The following is a 21,496-nucleotide window of genomic DNA, read 5'->3' as shown; positions in this document are numbered from 1 at the left end:
ATTTTTCTTAAAAAAAGTATTTATTTAACTAATATTAACTTTTCTAAAAGAATGTTTTAAAATAGGAAGAAACCATTTTTTTGCATTTTTTAAAATTTTTTTAATAATTTGTTCATTTAAATTAGGTATTAATTTTTGTAAAAAGATATCATCTTTTTCTCCTTGTTGAAATTGATTACCATTCCATATTTGCATGAATTTTTCTTTACTTGCTTTGACGATGCATTCATTACTAGAAATTTGGTTCAACTTTTTATCAAATATTGTATTTAACCAATACATTCCAGAAGAAGTAAGTAAAATAGGATTTTTTGATCCTACAATAAATCCATTTATATATTTTATTAGATAATAAGTTGCTTTTTTTTTATTTAAAGGGGTGAGATGCCATTCACTGTTTTTAGACCCTATTAACATACTAGGTTTTTTTCCTCCTAAAGCACAATAAACTAAATGTTGTATCCAAAATGAAATACCATCTTTTAATTTCAATACGGAAGGTTTAAAACAAAAAACTCCAAATTTATGAGTTTTTTTTTCTGTAAGAATTTGTATTTTTCCTTTTAATGAAATATTATTTATTTTTAAATTAAAAACATTTTTTTTAAATGATTTTTTTGTTAGAAATGAAATCTTTTTTATTATATTGTCTATTTCTTCTTCTTGTTTTAAAAAACAACTTTCTCCAAAATATTTATATGGTAGTTTTCCAGAAAATAAAAATCTGTTAAAAATAGTATTTATTTTTTTGTTTTTTAATTTGTAATTAAATATTTCATCATTTAATTTATATCGATGCAAGTAATCTATAGAAAAAGGTTCGAATTCTGAAACATTTACATGTTTTTTTGATATAAAAATATTTAAATAATATTTAAAAAAATAAAAAATTGGATTTTTCCAAAAAAGTATAAATTTTTTTATTAAAATAGTATTCTTGTTAAATATAGATATCGAATAAAATTTTTTTTTTATATTTAAATTAGATTCATGATAAATTTTAGGCATTTTTAGATATTTTTGACTAAATTCTGTTAATATTGAATTTTTTTTCAATTCTTTTTGATTATGAATAATCGTGGAATGATCATATTTTATGGAAAAATTTTTTTTCTTTATTTCTTTATTATTACAATAATTAAGATTAATATTTATAATTTTTTGAATATATGCTTCTAACTCTTTGATAAAAGGCGATTGAGATGTTTTATCTTTATATAAATGTTGAGATTCTGAATAACTTATAAAAAAAAAGTTTTTTGTATTTGTTAGAGTAACTAAAAAACAATATTTTTTTAATTCATAAGTATTATGATAAGTAGTAGTTTTTTGATCACTCGTTAAATCAAAAAAATCATAATGTTTTATTTCAGGATAACTTTCTTCATTAAATCCTAATAAATAAGTTACTTTATATGGAATATATTCAAAAGAATAAAAATCAGAAATAATAACAGATCCAATAAATATTTTGTTTTTTCGTTTAAAGTTATTTATATTTTTTAATATTTCTTCTATCAATAACAGAATATTTATTCGATAATGCTTTATTATTGAAGCAGTTGTAATTGTTTTTTTCCATGCATTTAAAATTAGTTTAAAATATTTACTTGTTTTTTTATTTTTTACATAAAAATCATGTATTATATTCTTCCCAATTAATGTCCAATTTTTTATTTTTTTTGAAGTAGATAATTTACTTTTCCATTTTTTTAAAAAAGAAATAAATATTAAAAATTTATTTAAAACATTAGATGCATCTAAATTAAAGTCGTGAGAAGGAAATGTATTATTCCATATTACTTTTTCTTTTGTATTTATAGAACAAGAAAGAATCATCCTATTTATTCCTTTCTCCCATGTATTGTACATATCAATTGGTAAATTTAATTTTTTTAGATGTTCTTGATCTATACCCCATTTAATATTGGATTGTTTTGTCCAATCATATAACCAAATTACTTCTTGTTTATTCAATAAAAATTTTTTGTATATACATGGTAATCTTAACAAACAGAATATTTCTTCATGAAAAAAATTACATTTAGATAAATTTAATAGTTTGAAAAAACTATTAAAAATTACATTATCTGTATTTATTTTTTTATTTATTATAATAAAAGGTATATAATGGGTTTTTTTTACAGAATTAAATATTGTTTTTATAAATGGGAGATAAATATTAATGTTCGTACTTTTTACGATAACATCATGAGGAAAGATGTCTGGATTGTTATTAAAAATTTGTAAAAGATTATTATGAAGTACTTGAACTTCAGTTTGAATGGAATAACAAATATGTATTTCTATAGAATTATCTATATATATATTTTCTTTTACATTTTTTTTATTATAAAGTTTTTTTTGAAATCCTTTAATAAGATTTTCTTCACGGTCTAATACAATATTAGATTTAATTAAATTTAACAAAGTTTTATTTTTTTCATCAACATTATAATTTTTATATAAATTTACATATTGATGATCTATTTCTTTTAAAAAAAAAATAGAATCTAATTCTAGATTACCCCATAAATTTAATAAATAATTATTAAAATTTGATCTTTTATTTTTATTTTTTATTTTTTTAATAAAAATATCGTATCTTTTAGTAAAATCAAAAATTTTGTTAGATACAAATTTGGTTTCTTTTTGTTGGAAGTTAGTATTAATTTTATGTTTACTAACAGTAAAAAAATATAGATAGATATCTATAAATTTGCTATTTGAAATAATAGATAATATTTCATAAATTGAAGATTGTACTGTTCCAATTAAAAAAATACGATTTGGAAAGTCAGAAACATTTATTTTCTCTCTATTTACATACTTAATATAGTGTGCTAATAACTTAGGATAAAAACATAATTTATTATTAGTATCTTTTATATATTGAATTAAAAAAATCCATATTTTTTCTTGTAATTTTTGATTGTTTACTTTAAAGAAATATTTTTTTTTATCCCATTTATTAATCCAATCCGGTCTATTTTTAATATATTTCTTAAATAAATCAGCGATGTGTGATAAAAATAAGTATTTTTCAAAAGAATTTTTAAATTTTTTTAAAAAAACTGAAATATTTTTTTCTCTAGAAAATAGCAGTAAATACCATAAAATAGTATCATTTTTAATTTCTATTAACCATTTTTTTTTTGGAATTACATATTTATATAACTTTTTAATATAAGAATGTATATGTAATATTTTTATATTAGCTGTTATTCCTAATTTTAAAGAAAGTGAATAATTTAACCATTGTTTAATTTCTTCACTATTAACTAATATAATTTCTTGTGTTAAAGGGTTATCTAATGGATTTTCTTTAATACGAAGACATATAGTGTTTACTACTATATCAAGATCGTTAGTTTTATATAAAAATAGCATGAATTATTTTATAATGATAAAATTATATGGTTGATTTGTTTTATAAATAAAAATTTATATTTACAACATAAATACAATGTAAATATGTATTTTTTATAAAAAAGACAAATTTGTATTTACATTGTAAAAAATACATAAATTTTTTTTAGAAAATTAATAATGTTAAAAACAATTTGAATCATTTTACTATAGTTTTGTTTTTTTATGAATATGCACATCTAACTGAGGATAAGGAGATTCTATGTTATTTTTGTCTAGTGCTTTTTTAAATTGTATCATTAAATCCCAGTATACTGCATTTAAATCATCTGTATAACTCCAACAACGTACAATAAAATTAATAGAAGAAGGAGCTAATTCACTTAATCCTACGATTACTCCACGATCTTGTAATACTCTTGGTTCGTTTAAAGCTACCTGTTTTAAAATTTTAATAACAAAATCAACATCAGTATTATATGCTACCCTAATCATAAATTCATTTCTTCTAGCTGGTTCTCTAGAATAATTTATAATGTTATTATCTAATATTTTACTATTTGGAACAATTACTATTTTTCCATCTAGTGTACGTAACATAGTGTAAAATATATGTACATTTACAACTGTTCCATTTATATTGCATAAATTTACATACTCTCCTGTTCTTAGTGGTCTAAGAGTAACTAATAACGTTCCTGCAGCAAAGTTAGATAAAGATCCTTGTAACGCTAAACCTACTGCTACTCCAGCAGCCCCTAGAACTGCTATAATAGAGGTTATTTGAACTCCTATACAACTTATAGAAGCTACAAAAGATACGGCGATAATGACATATTGTAATAAAGTAGAAAGAAAACCCGCGACAGTTTCATCAATACATCTGTGCGTTAAAATACTGTTTATTCCTTCTGAAATACCTTTAGCTATACATATTCCAATTATCATTATAATAATCGATGATGTAATGTGTAAAGTATAACTGCAAAACAGTTCTTCATTTTTCGCTAACCAACTACTTGCGAGATTAATATCATTAGCTATTTGTAGATCTTCCATTATTATCTCTTTTCTCTAAAAATTAATTGTGTAATGTGTTATTAATTTATAATTAAACTTTAATAATTTTTTATAATTAAAAAAATTATAAATGTGAATTTGTTTATATTTAAGAAATACTTCATATTTAAAATAAATAAATTTTTTAACTAGAATAGTTCGAATAACTAAAAAATGTTACTAGTATTTCATTAAATTTTAGTAAAAATTTTTGAATTTTAATATTAATATTTTTATTACAAATAAATTATAATGTATTAAAAGAATTTAAATCTTGAAATATTTTTTTTAATTTAGCACGAATGTATAATTGACTATTTCGAATCCAAGATCTTGGATCATAATATTTTTTATTTGGTTTATTTTTTTCAGTAGAATTTCCAAGTTGACTTGTTAGATATTCTTTATTAGTACGGTAATAGTCTAAAGTTCCCTTCCAGTATTTCCATTGAATATCAGTATCTATATTCATTTTTATAACTCCATATGATATAGATTTTGTTATATCTTTCAAAGATGAACCGGATCCTCCATGAAATACAAAATTAACAGGATTTTTTTGTGAATGATTATTTGATCTAATAAGAATTTGAGCGTTTTTTAATATAGATGGTTTTAACTGTACGTTACCTTTTTTATATACTCCATGTACATTTCCAAAAGATGCTGCTATAGTAAATAGAGAACTAATTTTTTTTAATTCTTTATATGCATAATTAACATCCTGAGGACGAGTATAAAGTAGATTATGATCTATGTTTGTATTATCAATTCCATCTTCTTCTCCTCCTGTACAACCTAGCTCTATTTCTAAATACATATTCATACTAGACATATCTTTTAAATATTTTTTACAAGTATGAATGTTTTCTTCTAACGTTTCTTTAGATAAATCAATCATGTGAGAAGAAAATAAAGGACGATTATATGCTTTAAAATATTCTTTGTTTTTAATTAATAGTTGATCAATCCAAGACAAATTATTTTTATGACAATGATCAGTATGTAAAATTACTGGAATATTATAATATTTAGCCATTAAATGCACATAATTAGCTCCTGCTATAGATCCTATGACTGATTTTTTATGTGTATCTATTGTATTTGGTATTCCTTTCCCAGATAAAAAAGAAGATCCTCCATAAGAAAATTGTATTATTACTGGAGATTTATATATTGATGCGCTTTCTAAAACAGCGTTTATAATATCTGTATTTATACAGTTTATTGCCGGTATTGCAAAATTATTTTTTTTTGCTAAATTAAATAATTTTTTTATATCTTTTCCAAAAATAACACCTGGTTGTATAACTTGTAAAATATTAGACATTAATTTTCCTATATAGTATATATATATTGAATGTCAAGTCAATAATAACATATTATTAATTAGAAATTGTATCTTTTTTATTTAAAAATTTCATACCTGGAAGTACTTTACCTTCTAAATATTTTAAAAATGAACCTCCTCCAGTGGATATATATGAAATTTTTTTTCTTACTTTAAATATATCTATAGCACTGATAGTATCTCCTCCTCCTGCAATAGAAAAAGCATTACAATTAGCAATTGCATGTGCTAATGTTTTTGTTCCATGCGAAAAATTTTTAAATTCAAAAACTCCTACCGGACCATTCCATAGAATAGTTTTTGCAGATTTTATTATATTTCGAACAATATTTTCTGATTTAGGACCTATATCCATAATTTCTTCATCTTTTTGTATATTAGAAACGAGTTTTACAGTAGGTAATGCATATTCATGAAATTCTTTACTTACCCTAGAGTCTATTGGAATAACAATGTTAAAATTTTTATATAATAAACTAGCTTCTTTTACGAACTCTTTTTCATGTAAAGATTTTCCAATATGATTATTGATAGCTAAAAACGTATTTGCTATTCCACCTCCAACTATAACTATATCCGAAATATGCAGTAAATGATTCAACATATTAAATTTAGTAGATACTTTTGATCCACCGATGATAGAAATCATTGGTTTTTTTGGATTTTTTAATATTTTATCTAGTGATGTAATTTCAGAAGTTAGAAGTAATCCTGCACAAGATATACTTGCATATTGTGCTATTCCTACCGTAGAAGATTGAGTTCTATGAATAGAACCAAATGCATCCATAACAAATATGTCACATAATTTAGCATATTTTTTTGATAAATTTATATCGTTATTATTTTCTCCGATATTAAATCTAACATTTTCTAAAATATATAATTCTCCATTAATTAGTTGTATTTCGTTATTTAAATAATTTTTAACAAAATGAACTTTAGTAAAAGTGATTTTTTTTTTTAAATATTGAAAAATAGGGAAAAGCGATAGTTTTTTATCATATTCTCCTTCTTTAGGTCTTCCTAAATGAGACATGACTAAAACTTTAGCATTATTTTTTAAACAATGCAATATTGTGGATATAGCTGCTTTAATTCTTGCTGTAGATATGATTTTACTATCTTTTATTGGTACATTTAGATCAGATCTAATAAGAACACGTTTATTATTTAAATTTAGAGTTTTTATATCTATATATTCCATATTAATTCCTTAGTATTATTTAGACTATGTTATTAAACAATTTTTGCGCATTTAGAATTGAATAATATAGTTTAAAAAACTATTAAAATTACTATTGTTTTTAATCTATTTAATATTTATGAATATATCACTTTAATTTTTTTTAAATATTATTTCTTTTAATGTAAATTCTTTGTAAAATTATAAAAATTTAAAAAAATAAAAATAAAATAAATACATATAATATATTTATTTTTTATATATATAAAAAATTATTAGCTTAAATGATAGAATAAAAAATTTTTTGAAAAATTAATTAAACAACCATGCATGAATACCATCTAAAAACATTTGAACAGATAGCATAATTAAAATTAATCCCATTAATTTTTCTAGTGTGTCTATTCCTTTTTTTCCAAAAACTGTTAAAAAAAATCCAGATAGCGATAAAATTCCTGTTGTTATTATCCATGCTATAAACAAAGATATAGATAATGAAGTTAAAAATTGAGGATATTTATGCGATAATAACATAAGCGTAGCTAATAAGGAAGGTCCGGAAACTAATGGAACAGCTAATGGTACTAAAAATGGTTCTTCATTATCTTTTTCAGAATTTAATGATATTTCAGGACTTGGAAAAATCATTCTTAGAGCAATTAAAAACAAAATTATTCCACCAGATATTGACACTGATTCTGTTGTTACATGAAAAATATTTAACAAATTTTTTCCAAAAAGTAAAAATAAAAACATAATGAATAAAGCTATAATCATTTCTCGAATTAGGACAATATTTCTTCTTTTTGGATTTATTTTTTTTAAAATAGATACAAAAACTGGTAAATTTCCTAATGGGTCCATAATTAATAAAAGTAATATAATTTGAGATAATATATTATACATAGAATTCTCCTATAATGACGTTGATATAAATTATTTGGATGATTGTGTTTATTTACATAAATTTGTTGTTATATAAATAATATTAGTTATATATAAATACGTTTTTATTATTATTATGTATATTAAATATAGAAAAAAAAAATTTAAAATAGTTATATATAACTATTTTTCTATGAATATATTTTGATTGATTATTTAAAATAAATATTTTATAAATTTAAATGTTATATTTTTTTGTTAAATAGATTCAAGATATTCATATTAAACTTACTCAATTTAATAAAAATAAAAATAATTGTTTATTATGTGTAATTATTAAATATAAATGATTTTATACCGATAAGTTTAGTATTAGTATATAAGTTTATTTATTGATAATAAATATTGATTATAAAATATTTAAAAAAAAAAATTATATGTTTATTTATTTATAAACTAGTAGTAGATGTATTGTTAAATTTAATAATTGAGAGTTTATTATTATGAATAAAAATAGAAAAAAAACAGTTGGATTTGTTGGATGGAGAGGAATGGTAGGATCAGTATTATTACAAAGAATGATAGAAAAAAAAGATTTCAAAAAAATTAATGCTATTTTCTTCACAACGTCTCAAATTGGAGAAAAATCACCCATTATTAAAGATTGTAATCATACAAAGTTATTACAGAACGCTTATGATATAGATCTTTTATATAGTTTAGATATTATAATAACATGTTATGGTACTGAATATACCAATCTTATGTACTATAAGCTTAGATCAATAGGTTGGAAAGGTTATTGGATAGATGCGGCATCTGAACTAAGAATGATACAAGAATCTTGTATTGTTTTAGATCCTATAAATTTAAAAGAAATAAATAAATCTATAGATTCAGGAATAAAAACGTTTGTAGGAGCCAATTGTACTGTTAGTTTAATGTTAATGTCATTAGGAGGTTTATTTTCCGCTAATTTAATTGAGTGGATTTCTGTATCAACTTATCAAGCCGCTTCAGGAGCAGGTGCTAAACATATGCTGGAATTATTAAATCAGATGAACTTTATTTCTAAAAATATAGATAGCGATTTAGAAAATGAAAGCATGTCTATACTAAATATTGAAAAAAAAATTACTAATTTATATAAATCAAAAAATTTTCCTAAGAAATATTTCAAAATTCCATTATTAGGAAATTTAATTCCTTGGATTGATTCTATTCATAATATAGGACAAACTCGAGAAGAATGGAAAATACAAGCAGAAACTAACAAAATCATTTCTTCGAATAAAAAAATTTTAATTGATGGAAATTGTGTAAGAATTGCAACATTGAGATGTCATAGTCAATCCTTTGTAATAAAATTAAAACAAGATATTTCAATAATAGAAGTTGAAACTATACTAAGAAACCATAATAAATGGGTATCAATTATTCCAAATACTGCAGAATCAAGTTTAAAATATTTAAATCCGGCATATGTTAGTGGAACCTTATTTACTCCAATTGGAAGAATTAGAAAATTAAATATAGGAAAAAAATATTTATCTGCTTTTACTGTAGGAGATCAATTATTATGGGGTGCAGCTGAACCCTTAAGAAGAATACTATGTATTCTTGTGAAATAACATAATATATAAAAAAAATATATATATATTTTTAACTAATTAAATATAAATATTTTTATATTAGCTTATTTATAACATTTAAATTAATTTAAAGATTAACATAGTATTTATTGAAATAATATAAATATAATACTATGTTATTGTAGAACTCCCTCTTTTTAGTAAATAACGAAAAGGTATATATTTATCATGATAATCTAGAATATTATGTCCCATAAAGTTACAAAAATATTGTATATCTTGTTTTATAGAAATATCATCAGAAATAACTAAAATTATATCTCCATTTTTAATATTTCTCATAGTTTTTCTCAGCGAAGACACAACATCTGGACAATATAATCCACGTAGATCTAAAATATTTCTTTTTTTTTCAAAAATTTTTTTCATTTTATAAATCCATTGTTAATTTAGTATATTTTATATTTAATATTGTTATTATAATTCAAGATATAGATTATTTTTTTTTATATAGTGATATACTTTAATAGGTACAAATTGTTTATATTCTTTCTTGATTTTTATATAACGTCGTATTTTTGAAGATGAAATGTTTTCTTGTTTTATATTAGAAAAGAAAATAAAACCTGAACTATAGTAATGAAAAATGGAAATGTCATCTATTGTATATGTATTAATCCAGTACAAAACAGAATCGTGAATTTTTCTGACTAATTTTGTTTTTCTTGGAATAACAACAATATGACAAAAATTTAAAAATTTTTTCCAATTTTCCCATCTATTAATCTCATATAAATTATCTTCACCAATTATAAAAATTAAAGATATAGATGTTCCAATTTTTTGTCTTATTTTAACTAATGTTTCAAACGTATAGGATATGTTTTTATTTTTTATTTCAAGTAAATTCATTTTTAATTTGGAAAAACTACATATAGCTAATTTTATCATTATTAATCTATGTTTATTTTGTATATCGAGTGTTAGTTTATGAGGTGGAATATTATTTGGTAATAAAAATATATTTTGTAAATGTATTTCTTTTAGTAAACGTTTTGCAGACAACAAGTGCCCGTTGTGTATGGGGTTAAACGTACCACCTAAAATGCTTATTATTTTTTTCATAATTATTTGTTATTATTGCTTTTTACAACAAATTAGTATTATTATTTTTTTTAATTTATCAATAACAATATATTCATAAGATTTTTTATAAATTATTTCTATACTAATTAGATATTGTAATATTTTATGTAATTTTTCTAAAGAAAAAAATATTGATTTTTTTTTTAAAAAATTATTTTTTAATTTTTCAAAAAAAGATAAAAATTTTTTTTGTTGATAAAAAGTAGAAGTTTTTTTTAAATAAATCAGTTGAGATATATCTTTTTGTAATAATTTTATTAATAATAAAATTTGATTTTTTTTCAATACCAAATGATTTAATATTCGAATAGATTTATCTAATTCTTGATTAAATAAAGAAAATAACCAATCGTACACTAAAAATTTTGAAGAATCTGAAATTATTTTTAAAACTTTTTTATAGGTGACTTTTTTTTTTTTAAAAACTAAAAATAGAATTGTTATTGCATTTGATAAACCTAAAATATTTTTTTCGTAGTATTGACATAACATTGTTATTGCAACAGGATCTATGTTTAAATCTATATCTAATATTTTTTTTCTTAACCATATTAAAAGTTGATTATTATTTGGAATAGTGCATTCTATAAATAAACATGGAAAATTTTGAGAATTGTTTAGATAATGAAATTTAGATTGAAAATAATAAATTATTAATAATAAGTTTTTATCTAATTTATTAAATATTTTTTTTAATAAATAATTAAAAATAGTTTTTTGTATATTATATTGTATATATAAAATAATAATTTTTTTTGAAAAAAAAAGATTATTTTGAGTTTTTATTTTTAAAAATTTTAATATATCTTTTTCTTTTTTGAGATAAAATATTTTTAATAAACAAAAACCTTTTTTTTTTGCTTTATTTAATATTTTTTTTTTAGTTTCTTCTAAATAAAAAACTTCTATTCCATATAATACATAACATACATAATTATTCTTTTTTAAATTTAAAGAAACTTTTTCAGGAGTAATTTTTAACATTTAAAATTGTCTACATATAAATTTAATATTAATTTTTAATGTTTAACTATAATGTATTTATTTAGTTGTTTCAATAACAAAATTAAGCACTTTATTAGGAACATATATAACGTTTTTTATTTTTATTGATTTTAGATAATTTTTAATTAAAAGATTTGTATTTACATACTCTAGTATTTTACTTTTTGTTAAATTTTTTTTAACTTGAATCAAATATTTTTTTTTTCCATTTACTTGAATAACAACATTAGTATTAGAAATAACAAATTTTTCTTTAAAAACAGGCCAATTCTCTTTATCTAAAGAATTTTTTTTAGTTATTTTTTTCCATATATAAAAACATACATGAGGGATAAATGGATAAAGTAATTTTAATATAATTAATAAACATTCTCTGTAAATTGCTTTATCTTGTTTGTCTAATATTTCAAATTTTGATACATAATTTACTAAAGACATAATAGAAGATATAGCTGTATTAAACGTTTGCCGTATTTCAATATCATCAGACACTTTTTTAATAGTTTGATGTAAAATACTATATAGTATTTTTCGTTTGTTATCAAATAATAGCGGATCAAGAATTTCTAAATTCTCTTCTTTACTATTTATTAAGCAATAATATAAATTCCATATCCTTTTTATAAACCTATGAATACCTATTAAATTATGTTCATTCCATTCTAACGCCATAGTTGCTGGCGCGGCAAACATGATAAATAAACGTACGGTATCAGCTCCATATTTTAATACTAATTGTTTAGGTTCTATTCCGTTATTTTTTGATTTAGACATTTTTATCATACCTGCATGAATAACTGGTTGATTATTACTAGCAATATTAGCTTGAATAATTTTTCCTTTTTTATCCTTAATACAATTAATTAAAGAAGGAGATATCCAGTGTTTTTGTTTTTTATTATCAAAAAAATAAAAAGCATCGCCTAATACCATTCCTTGGCATAAAAGTTTTTTTACTGGTTCAGATGAAGAAACTAATCCATGATCATATAATAACTTATGGTAGAACCTTAAATAGATTAAATGCATAGTAGCATGTTCTATTCCTCCAATATACTGATCTATAGGAAGCCAATAATTGGATTCTTGTATATCTACCATTCCATATTTAAAATTAGGTGACGTATATCTAATATGATACCATGAAGATTCCATAAAAGTATCAAAGGTATCAGTTTCTCTAGTAGCTTTTTTATTGTTAATAATAACATTAAACCATTTTTTATTGCATTTCATAGAATTATGGATATTTTTTAAATCTTTTACTATAGGTAAAACTACTGGAAGTTCCTTTTCTAAAATAGGTAATATTTTTCCTTCTTTAGTCGTCACTATAGGAATAGGAGTTCCCCAATAACGTTGTCTAGAAATACTCCAATCTTTTAATTTAAAAAATGTTTTATTTTTTATGATTTTTTTTTCATTTAAAACATTAAATATTTCAGTTTCTAACTTAAAATAGTTAAATTTATGAATGTTATTTAATAAATTAATACATGATTTTTTTCCTAAATTTCTTAATTGACGTAAAATAAATTTTTTTTTATTTATTTGAAATAAAGAAGATATAGTAGGAATTTTGTTCTGCAAGCAAAATTGAAAGTCTTTTTTGTTATTTCTTGGAGATCCTGCAACAACTCCTGTTCTATAATCTTTATCAACATACATACCTATCCATAGTGGTATTTTTTCTTCTGTTATAGGATGAATAACATAATTTTTAGTGTTGATTCCTATTAAACTTTTACTTCTTTCGTTAAAATGCACAGATTTGTACTTAGTGATCAATAAATCATCTTTTTTGTTAAATTTTAAAAAACTATTTATAAGATTATGAAAAGGAGAAATAGCAATATATGTTACATCTATTAATGTTTTTAATTTAGTAGTAAATATAAATAAAGTTTTATCACTATTAAGAATAGATAATTTTATTTCTTTTCCTTGTTCTTTTCCTATCCAATTTTTTTGCATATCTACTACTTCTTTAGGCCATTTAGATAATTTTTTTAAATCAGTTAATAACCTGTTGGAGTAATCACTAATTTTTAAAAACCATTGATAAACTTTTTTTACAGTTACTTTTTGATTACATCTCCAGCATAATCCATCTTGTACTTGTTCATTAGCTAATACTGTATTATGAAACTGACACCAATGTACTAAAGATTTTTTTTTATACACTAAATTTTTTTTATATAATTTTAAAAAAAACCATTGTTCCCAACGATAAAATTCCACATTAGATGTATTAATTTCTCTGCTCCAATCATAACTAAATCCAATTAATTGGAGTTGTTTTCTCATATTTTTTATATTTTTCTTAATCCATAATTCTGGAATTATATTATTTTTTATAGCTGCTTCTTCAGCTGGTAAACCAAAAGCATCCCATCCGATTGGATGTAATACATTTTTTCCTAACATTCTTTGATAACGAGCTATTACGTCACTTATTGTATAATTTCTTACATGTCCAATATGTAAATTTCCAGATGGATATGGCAACATTGAAAGACAATAAAATTTTTCTTTTTTTTCATTTTTAATCGATTTGAAAATATCATTTTTTTTCCAATATTTTTGTACAATCGATTCAATTTTTTGTGGTATGTATTCTGTTTTCATTTTTATTATTTACAATAATTAATTTTAAATAAAACATAAATATATATATATATTATAGATACATATTAATATTGAATTATTATTCAAATAATTTTAGTTAAAAATATGTTGATATTTGACAATTTAAAAAATTTTTTTTTAAACTATCTTTAAGAAATAATAACTGTGTATAGAAATAAATATTTATATATTACATATTTATTTTATATATTTAAAATGGATACTTTCATTTGAACAATATGTCTATTATTCAATATTGATATTTCAAATTTTAAATTTTCTATAGATATTATTTCTCCTTCTATAGGTAGTCTTTCTATTTTTTTTGTTAAAAATCCTCCTATAGTATCTACGTTATAACTTTTAAAATTAGTATTAAATTTTTCATTAAATTCTTTAATAGAAGTGAATCCTTTTACAATAAAGTTCTTTTCATTGATTTTAAAAACATTTTCCTCTTCGTTTGTATCAAATTCATCATATATATCACCAACAATTAATTCTAAAATATCTTCAATAGTTACTAATCCAGATACTACTCCGAACTCATCTATTACTATTGCTATATGAAATCTTTTAGCTTTAAATTCTTTAAGCATATCATCAACATATTTACTTTCAGGTACTATAATAGCAGGACGCAATACATCTTTAACGAAAAATTTTTTTTTAGGATTTTTCATATAAGATAACAAATCTTTTGCTATTAAAAATCCTTCTACATAATTTTTATCTGCACTTATAACTGGAAATCTAGAATGTGCTGATTTAATGATAATATTTAAACATTTTTCAAGAGTAAATGTTAATTCTAAAGTTATAATATTTGGTTTAGGTATCATTATTTCTTTCACACGGCGTTTAGTGATATCTATAACTCTTTCTATCATTTTACATGTAGTGTGATCTATTAAAGAATTCTGTTCAGATTCTTTTATTAAAGATAATAATTCTTTTCTATTTTTCGGTTCATCATTAAATAATCGATGAAATAACAGAGAAAAAAAATTTTTTTTTTTGATTGATTATTGCTCATGATTTTATGTTTAAATTATTAAATAATTCATTAATATAAAATTTTTTTATAAATGTATTTTTTTATTTAAAAAAACTATATATATGAGATCTTAAAAAAATAAAAATCTAAAAAAATTTAATCCAAAATTAATAATATTTTTCGTTCTAAAGATTCCATTTTTTTTGCTGAACTATTATTTAAATGATCGAATCCAATTAAATGTAATATCCCATGAATTATAATGTGTGAGAAATGATAAAGTATAGACTTATTTCCTTGTATTGCTTCTTGAATGACTGTTTCATAACATATAGCTAAATCTCCAACAAAATTTTTTAATTCTTGATTAACAATTGGTCCTTTAAATGGAAAAGCAAGAATATTAGTTTCTTTATTAATATTTCTATATAATTTGTTTAAACGAATCATCTCAATTTTTTTAACACATTTTATAGAAACAAATATAGATTTTTTTTGAATATTAGAAATAATTTGAACTAAATTTTTAAAATGTTTTTTAGATGGTATTCTTGAATCTTTATTTTTAAATAAATCTAATTTTACACTGTATTTATTCATAATTTAATGTATAATTCTATTATATAAAAAATATTAATACAATTGTTTAAATTACTCTTCCAATCAAAGTATGTCTACTTACATTAGTAATATTTATCTTTACTATTTTCCCTATACAAGAATGTCTTCCTTCAAAATAAACAGTTCTATTATTCATTGTTTTTCCTGATAATTTCATAATGTCATTTTTTGCAATACCATCAACAAGAACAGATTGAGTTGTGTTTAACATATTTAAACTTAATTTTTTTGATTGAATGATAATTTTGTTTTGTAACATAAAAAGTCTTTTCTTTCTTTCTTCAATACTTGTATTTTGTTTTAAAATAGAAGCAGGGGTTCCAGGACGTGGCGAATATAAAAAACTAAAACTCATATCAAAATATACATCTTTTACTAATGCCATAGTTTTTTTAAAATCTATTTCTGTTTCTCCTGGAAAACCAATTATAAAATCAGAAGAAATATGCATTTTTGGTCGAATGGATTTCAATTTTTCTATTATTATTTTATATTGGACGGTAGAATATCGTCTCCTCATAAGTTTCAAAATTCTATCTGATCCACTTTGAACAGGAAGATGAAGTGAATCAATTAGTTGAGGTATTTTTGAATATGCATGAATTAAATTATTTGTAAAATGAAGAGGATGACTAGTAATAAATCGAATTCTGTAAATTTCATTAATCTCTGAAATATAATATAATAATTTAGAAAAATCACATTTTTTTCCGTTAATATATTCTCCAAAATAAGAATTTACATTTTGTCCTAATAAAATAACTTCTCTAGTTCCTAGTTTTGTTAATTGTTTAATTTCATTAATTATGTCAATGACAGGTCTACTAACTTCTCTTCCTCTTGTATACGGTACAATACAAAAAGAACAATATTTGTTACATCCTTCCATAATAGCTACTAAAGAAGAAATTCTTGAAATAGATGTGACTGTATATTGTATATTGTCAAATTTTTCTATAGATTTATAATTTATAACATCTACTATTAATTTTTTTGAAACAATTGCAGATTTAATCATATTAGGTAATCGATGTAAGGTTTGAGTTCCAAAGATTATATTAATATAATTAGCTCGATTAAAAATTTTTATTCCTTCTTGAGTAGCAACACAACCTCCAACCGCTATGATTATATTTGGGTTATCCTTTTTTAATTTTCTCCATCTTCCTAATTGATGAAATAATTTTTCTTGAGCTTTTTCTCTTATAGAACAAGTATTCAAAATTAAAATATCAGCTTTTTTTGCATTATCAATTAATAAATAAGATTCTTTTTTTTCTAAAAAACTTTTAATTAAAGTAGAATCGTATTCATTCATTTGACAACCCCATGTTTTAATATATACTTTTTTCATTTTTTTATTTTAAAATTGCTATTTCATTAGTTTTATTTAATAAATAATTTTTATTAAAAACTAAAATTTTTCAAGACTATTATTTCTGTTAAAGTTAATTTATTTATATATAATAAGTTTATTGTTATTTTAGTTTTGTTAAGAAAAATAATTTTTTATTTTTTATATATTTATTGAATATAATACATTTTTATTATAAAAAATATTGATGCTATAAAAAATTAGTAAATGATTTTATTATATTGACTATGTTTTGTAATAAATTTATAAAAAATAAATTTTTTATACATATAAAAATTTATTGAAAATTAATAACATTTAATATTGAATTTTATTATATAGCAATTTCTGCTTTTATTACAGGATGAGGATAATAGTTAATTATTTTAAAATCATTAAATTGGTAATCAGATATAGAACATGGTTTTCTATTAAATACAATATTAGGAAGAGTTGTAGGTTTTCTACTCAATTGAATTTTAGCTAAATTAATATGATTAACATATAAGTGTACATCTCCTCCAATCCATAAAAAATTTCCAACTCTTAAATTGCATTGTTGTGCAATCATATGCATTAGTAAAGAATAACTAGCTAAATTAAATGGTAATCCTAAAAAAACATCGCAAGAACGTTGATACAATTGACAACTAAGAAATTGTCCATCAACATAAAATTGAAATAGCAGATGACATGGAGGTAATGACATATTTTTTATTTCAGCAACATTCCATGCAGATACTACCATTCTTCTAGAATTGGGATCAGTCATAATTAAATGAATTACTTCATTAATTTGATCAATATATTTTCCATCGTATGTTTTCCATTTCCTCCATTGTTTTCCATAAATAGGTCCTAAGTTTCCATTGATGTCTTCCCAATTATTCCAAATAGATACGTTATTTTCTTTTAAATATTTTGTATTTGTATCTCCTCTCAAAAACCATAATAATTCATAAATTATAGATTTAATGCTACACTTTTTAGTTGTTAATAATGGAAATCCATCATTAAGATTTAATTTCATTCTATAACCAAAAATAGATTTAGAATCAATACTTGTTCTATTTTTTTTTATAGTTCCTTTATTAATAATAGTTTTTAATAATGTTAAATACTTTTGCATAAAATTACTTATTGAAATTTATTTTTTTACAATAATTACATATTAATATATTTTATCTATGTTTAGACATAAATATTAAATATAAGTTAAAAAAAATTGAAAAAATTAAATTAAAGTTCTAATGAAATCATTTCAGAGATAGTTTGTCGTCTTCTAATAATTTGACATTTTCCTGAATTAAATAATATTTCAGGAATTAGAGGCCTACTATTATAATTTGAAGACATAGAAGATCCGTAAGCACCTGTATCATGAAATATAATAATATCTCCAATTTCTATTAAGGGTAATAATCTTGGTTTAACTTCTCCATCATTAGATTGAGTAAATATGTCTCCTGATTCACAAATAGGTCCTGCTATTACTGTTTTTCTCTTTAATTTCTTATTAATTAATTTGCAACTATTAGAAATAACAGATATATGATGATAACTGCCATACATCACCGGTCTAACAAGATCATTAAATCCAGCATCTGTAATTACAAAATATACATCTTTTATCCTTTTTACAGCATTTACTTTTGCTACAAGAATGCAGGATTCTGCTACTAAAAAACGTCCAGGTTCTATTTCTAATGTTATAGGATGATTGAAAAACTTGGTTAGTTTTTTCTGTACAGTATTCCATACTGTAAAATATTCATCAATATTAATACAAGATTGGTTTAATTTATATGAAATAGGGATACCTCCTCCAGCTGATATGGATGATATGTCATAATTTAAACTAGTAACACATGACAGCATAGATTCACACACTTTTTTTAAATTTTTATAATTTACTCCAGATCCTATATGCATATGAATTCCTACTAATTTAAAGTTATAAACTTTAACTACTTTAATAGCTGATTGTAAATCCCATATTCCATGTTTACTGTTTTCTCCTCCTGTATTTGTTTTTTTATGATGTCCATATCCAAATTTTGGATTTACTCGAATCCATATCCTATGATTAGGAGAAATATTACCTAGTTGATGCAACATATCTATAGATCCAATATTGACTGTAATATTATCTGATACAACTTTATTTAAAGAATTTTCATCGAAGGAATCAGCTGTATAAACAATTTCGTCATTTTTAGAATTAAAACCAGATATTAAAGCTCGTTCAATTTCTCCGTAGGAGACAGCATCTATTTTTACTCCATATTTTTTCAACAAACGTAATATATGAATGTTAGAACATGCTTTTTGTGCATATCTAATAACATTAAATTTATTTAGTTTTTTTACTTGATTTTTTATAATATTTGCATCATATATCCATAATGGTGTTTTATATAAAGAAACAGAATTTAAAATATTTTTTTTATTTAGTTCACTTTTAGTAGTAAAAACAGAACAAGGCATATTTTTTCTCTTAAAATGCTAATATTAAATATACATATTTTATTATTAATAAATTATTATATATAGTTTAGTTAAAACTTAAAATTTTATTACTAAAATATTTTAAATAATTTTATAAAATATAATTTTAGAATTAACATATATAATATATCATTTTTTATGATTATTATTGTAATAATTTCAGACAATTATTAGTTGTATTTATTTTTTTAAAAAAGAGTTAAATTTAAAATTCATGTAAAAATATACTAAAATTAAATATTGTTTAAGTTAATATACAAAGTATATAGTAATAAATTATTTAATATTTTTAGGACGAAGAACTGGAAATAAAATGACATCTCGTATATTTTTTTGATTAGTAAATAACATTACTAAACGGTCAATACCAATTCCTAATCCTGCAGTTGGAGGTAATCCGTATTCTAAAGCGTTAATATATGAATTGTCATAAAAAAAATTTTCTTGTTTCGCATTTTTATAATAGTTTTTTTGTTGTAAAAATCTGGTTTTTTGTTCTTCAGAATCATTTAATTCAGAGAAACCATTTCCTATTTCATATCCTCCTATAAATAATTCAAATCGTTCTGTATATTCTATACTATTTTTTTTATTTTTAGCTAATGGTGAAACTTCTGTTGGATAATCAATAATAAATGTAGGTTCGATTAATTTTTTTTCTACTGTTTTTTCAAAAATTTCATTTAATATTTTTCCAATTCCCCATTTTTTATCTTTTTTTATTCCTAAAGAAAGAGAAATATTTTGTAATTTTTTATAATCATTTAAATCTGAAGATTTAATGTTAGAATTAAATAATAAAATAGATTCTTTCATAGACATGACTTTAAATTTATTTTTAAAATTTATTACATATTTATCAAATTCAATTACATACTTTCCTGTAATAATAGTACATAAATATAAAAATAAATTTTCTATAAACCCCATAGCATCTTTGTAGTTACAATAAGCCATATATGCTTCCATCATAGTAAATTCTGGATTATGTCGAATAGATACACCTTCATTCCTAAAACTCTTATTTATTTCAAAAATCTTATCAAATCCACCTATAATTAACCGCTTTAAATATAATTCTGGAGCTATTCGTAAGTAAATGTCTATGTCTAAACTATTATGGTGCGTTATAAACGGACGAGCATTAGCTCCTCCTGGAATATTTTGCATTATAGGTGTTTCTACTTCTAAAAATTTGTTTTTTTCCATAAAACGTCGAATCTTAGATAAGATATAAGATCTTTGTTGAAACCTAAAAAACGTTTTTTTATTCATTATTAAATCTAAATATCTTTTTCTATAACATAATTCTTTATTTAATAAACCGTGAAATTTATCTGGAAACGAGTTAATAGATTTCGTTAATAAAACTATATTTTTACAATATACAGACAATTCTTTAGTTTTAGTTCTAAATAGATATCCTGTGATCCCTAAAATATCTCCTATGTCTAGAATATTGTTAGATGATAAATATATATTATTCTCTATACAATTTTCTTTATAATAAATTTGAATTAAAGTATTTACGTCTTTTAGTGTTAAAAACGAACTTTTTCCCATAATTCTTTTTTGCATAACTCTTCCTGCTATACTAACTTTAACTATATTTTTTTTAAGCATATCTCGTGTATAAGTTTTATATTTTTTATGAAGTGAATCAGCAGTATGGGATCTTTTAAAAGAATTTGGAAAATTAAATCCATTTTTTTTCATAAAACCTAGTTTTTCATATCTGGTTTTTTTTTCTGTAGATTGTTGTCTTAACTCACTATATATTAAATTTTTATTCATA

Annotated in this window: 16 protein-coding genes; 1 reads left to right on the top strand and 15 read right to left on the bottom strand. The window is 21.5% G+C overall.

The window, feature by feature from the left end:
* Positions 1-24: 24 nt before the first annotated feature.
* The 5 genes from D9V65_RS01765 to D9V65_RS01745 form a co-directional block, all read right to left on the bottom strand.
* Complete coding sequence (locus D9V65_RS01765; RefSeq protein WP_158341932.1) at positions 25-3,390, bottom strand: exodeoxyribonuclease V subunit gamma; 3,366 nt, start codon at positions 3,388-3,390, stop codon at positions 25-27.
* A 186-nt stretch (positions 3,391-3,576) separates the two neighbouring features.
* Positions 3,577-4,428 carry a small-conductance mechanosensitive channel MscS gene (mscS, locus tag D9V65_RS01760; RefSeq protein WP_158341930.1) on the bottom strand — a complete coding sequence of 284 codons (852 nt, stop codon included), beginning with the start codon at positions 4,426-4,428 and terminating at the stop codon, positions 3,577-3,579.
* Between the two features lie 247 nt (positions 4,429-4,675).
* The gene (fbaA, locus tag D9V65_RS01755; protein ID WP_158341928.1) at positions 4,676-5,758 is read right to left on the bottom strand and encodes a class II fructose-bisphosphate aldolase; all 1,083 of its coding nucleotides are present in this window, start codon (positions 5,756-5,758) and stop codon (positions 4,676-4,678) included.
* A gap of 55 nt (positions 5,759-5,813) precedes the next feature.
* On the bottom strand, positions 5,814-6,986 hold the full coding sequence (locus tag D9V65_RS01750; RefSeq protein WP_158341926.1) for a phosphoglycerate kinase: 1,173 nt from the start codon (positions 6,984-6,986) through the stop codon (positions 5,814-5,816).
* Between the two features lie 291 nt (positions 6,987-7,277).
* Positions 7,278-7,871, bottom strand: coding sequence for a YhgN family NAAT transporter (locus D9V65_RS01745; RefSeq protein WP_158341924.1), 594 nt, complete (start codon positions 7,869-7,871; stop codon positions 7,278-7,280).
* A 482-nt stretch (positions 7,872-8,353) separates the two neighbouring features.
* On the opposite strand from D9V65_RS01745, the gene asd reads away from it, so the two are divergent.
* On the top strand, positions 8,354-9,481 hold the full coding sequence (gene asd / locus D9V65_RS01740; RefSeq protein WP_158341922.1) for an aspartate-semialdehyde dehydrogenase: 1,128 nt from the start codon (positions 8,354-8,356) through the stop codon (positions 9,479-9,481).
* Between the two features lie 132 nt (positions 9,482-9,613).
* Here asd and tusA read toward each other — a convergent pair whose 3' ends face one another.
* From tusA to lysS, 10 genes are all read right to left on the bottom strand, one after another.
* Positions 9,614-9,871, bottom strand: a complete 258-nt coding sequence (gene tusA, locus D9V65_RS01735) for a sulfurtransferase TusA (protein WP_158341920.1) — start codon at positions 9,869-9,871, stop codon at positions 9,614-9,616.
* Positions 9,872-9,919: 48 nt separating this feature from the next.
* Positions 9,920-10,567: a nicotinate (nicotinamide) nucleotide adenylyltransferase gene (gene nadD, locus D9V65_RS01730; RefSeq protein ID WP_158341918.1), complete on the bottom strand. Its 648-nt coding sequence runs from the start codon at positions 10,565-10,567 to the stop codon at positions 9,920-9,922.
* A 12-nt stretch (positions 10,568-10,579) separates the two neighbouring features.
* Positions 10,580-11,572 carry a DNA polymerase III subunit delta gene (gene holA, locus D9V65_RS01725; protein ID WP_158341916.1) on the bottom strand — a complete coding sequence of 331 codons (993 nt, stop codon included), beginning with the start codon at positions 11,570-11,572 and terminating at the stop codon, positions 10,580-10,582.
* Between the two features lie 57 nt (positions 11,573-11,629).
* The gene (gene leuS, locus D9V65_RS01720) at positions 11,630-14,221 is read right to left on the bottom strand and encodes a leucine--tRNA ligase (protein ID WP_158341914.1); all 2,592 of its coding nucleotides are present in this window, start codon (positions 14,219-14,221) and stop codon (positions 11,630-11,632) included.
* A 203-nt stretch (positions 14,222-14,424) separates the two neighbouring features.
* Entirely contained in the window at positions 14,425-15,243 is an 819-nt protein-coding gene (locus D9V65_RS01715) for an HlyC/CorC family transporter (RefSeq protein ID WP_158341913.1), read from the bottom strand.
* A 131-nt stretch (positions 15,244-15,374) separates the two neighbouring features.
* Entirely contained in the window at positions 15,375-15,818 is a 444-nt protein-coding gene (gene ybeY / locus D9V65_RS01710) for an rRNA maturation RNase YbeY (protein WP_158341912.1), read from the bottom strand.
* 46 nt (positions 15,819-15,864) lie between these two features.
* Positions 15,865-17,193, bottom strand: coding sequence for a tRNA (N6-isopentenyl adenosine(37)-C2)-methylthiotransferase MiaB (gene miaB / locus D9V65_RS01705; protein ID WP_158341911.1), 1,329 nt, complete (start codon positions 17,191-17,193; stop codon positions 15,865-15,867).
* 334 nt (positions 17,194-17,527) lie between these two features.
* Complete coding sequence (gene thyA / locus D9V65_RS01700) at positions 17,528-18,322, bottom strand: thymidylate synthase (protein ID WP_158341910.1); 795 nt, start codon at positions 18,320-18,322, stop codon at positions 17,528-17,530.
* Between the two features lie 110 nt (positions 18,323-18,432).
* Positions 18,433-19,680, bottom strand: a complete 1,248-nt coding sequence (lysA, locus tag D9V65_RS01695) for a diaminopimelate decarboxylase (RefSeq protein ID WP_158341909.1) — start codon at positions 19,678-19,680, stop codon at positions 18,433-18,435.
* A gap of 297 nt (positions 19,681-19,977) precedes the next feature.
* On the bottom strand, positions 19,978-21,495 hold the full coding sequence (lysS, locus tag D9V65_RS01690) for a lysine--tRNA ligase (protein ID WP_158341907.1): 1,518 nt from the start codon (positions 21,493-21,495) through the stop codon (positions 19,978-19,980).
* Between the last annotated feature and the right edge of the window lies 1 nt (position 21,496).

This window comes from Buchnera aphidicola (Anoecia oenotherae) (genome assembly GCF_005080765.1).
Lineage (GTDB): Bacteria > Pseudomonadota > Gammaproteobacteria > Enterobacterales > Enterobacteriaceae > Buchnera_E > Buchnera_E aphidicola_AB.
The sequence above is the reverse complement of the archived record's forward strand: the minus strand, read 5'-3'. Positions and strand labels throughout refer to the sequence as shown.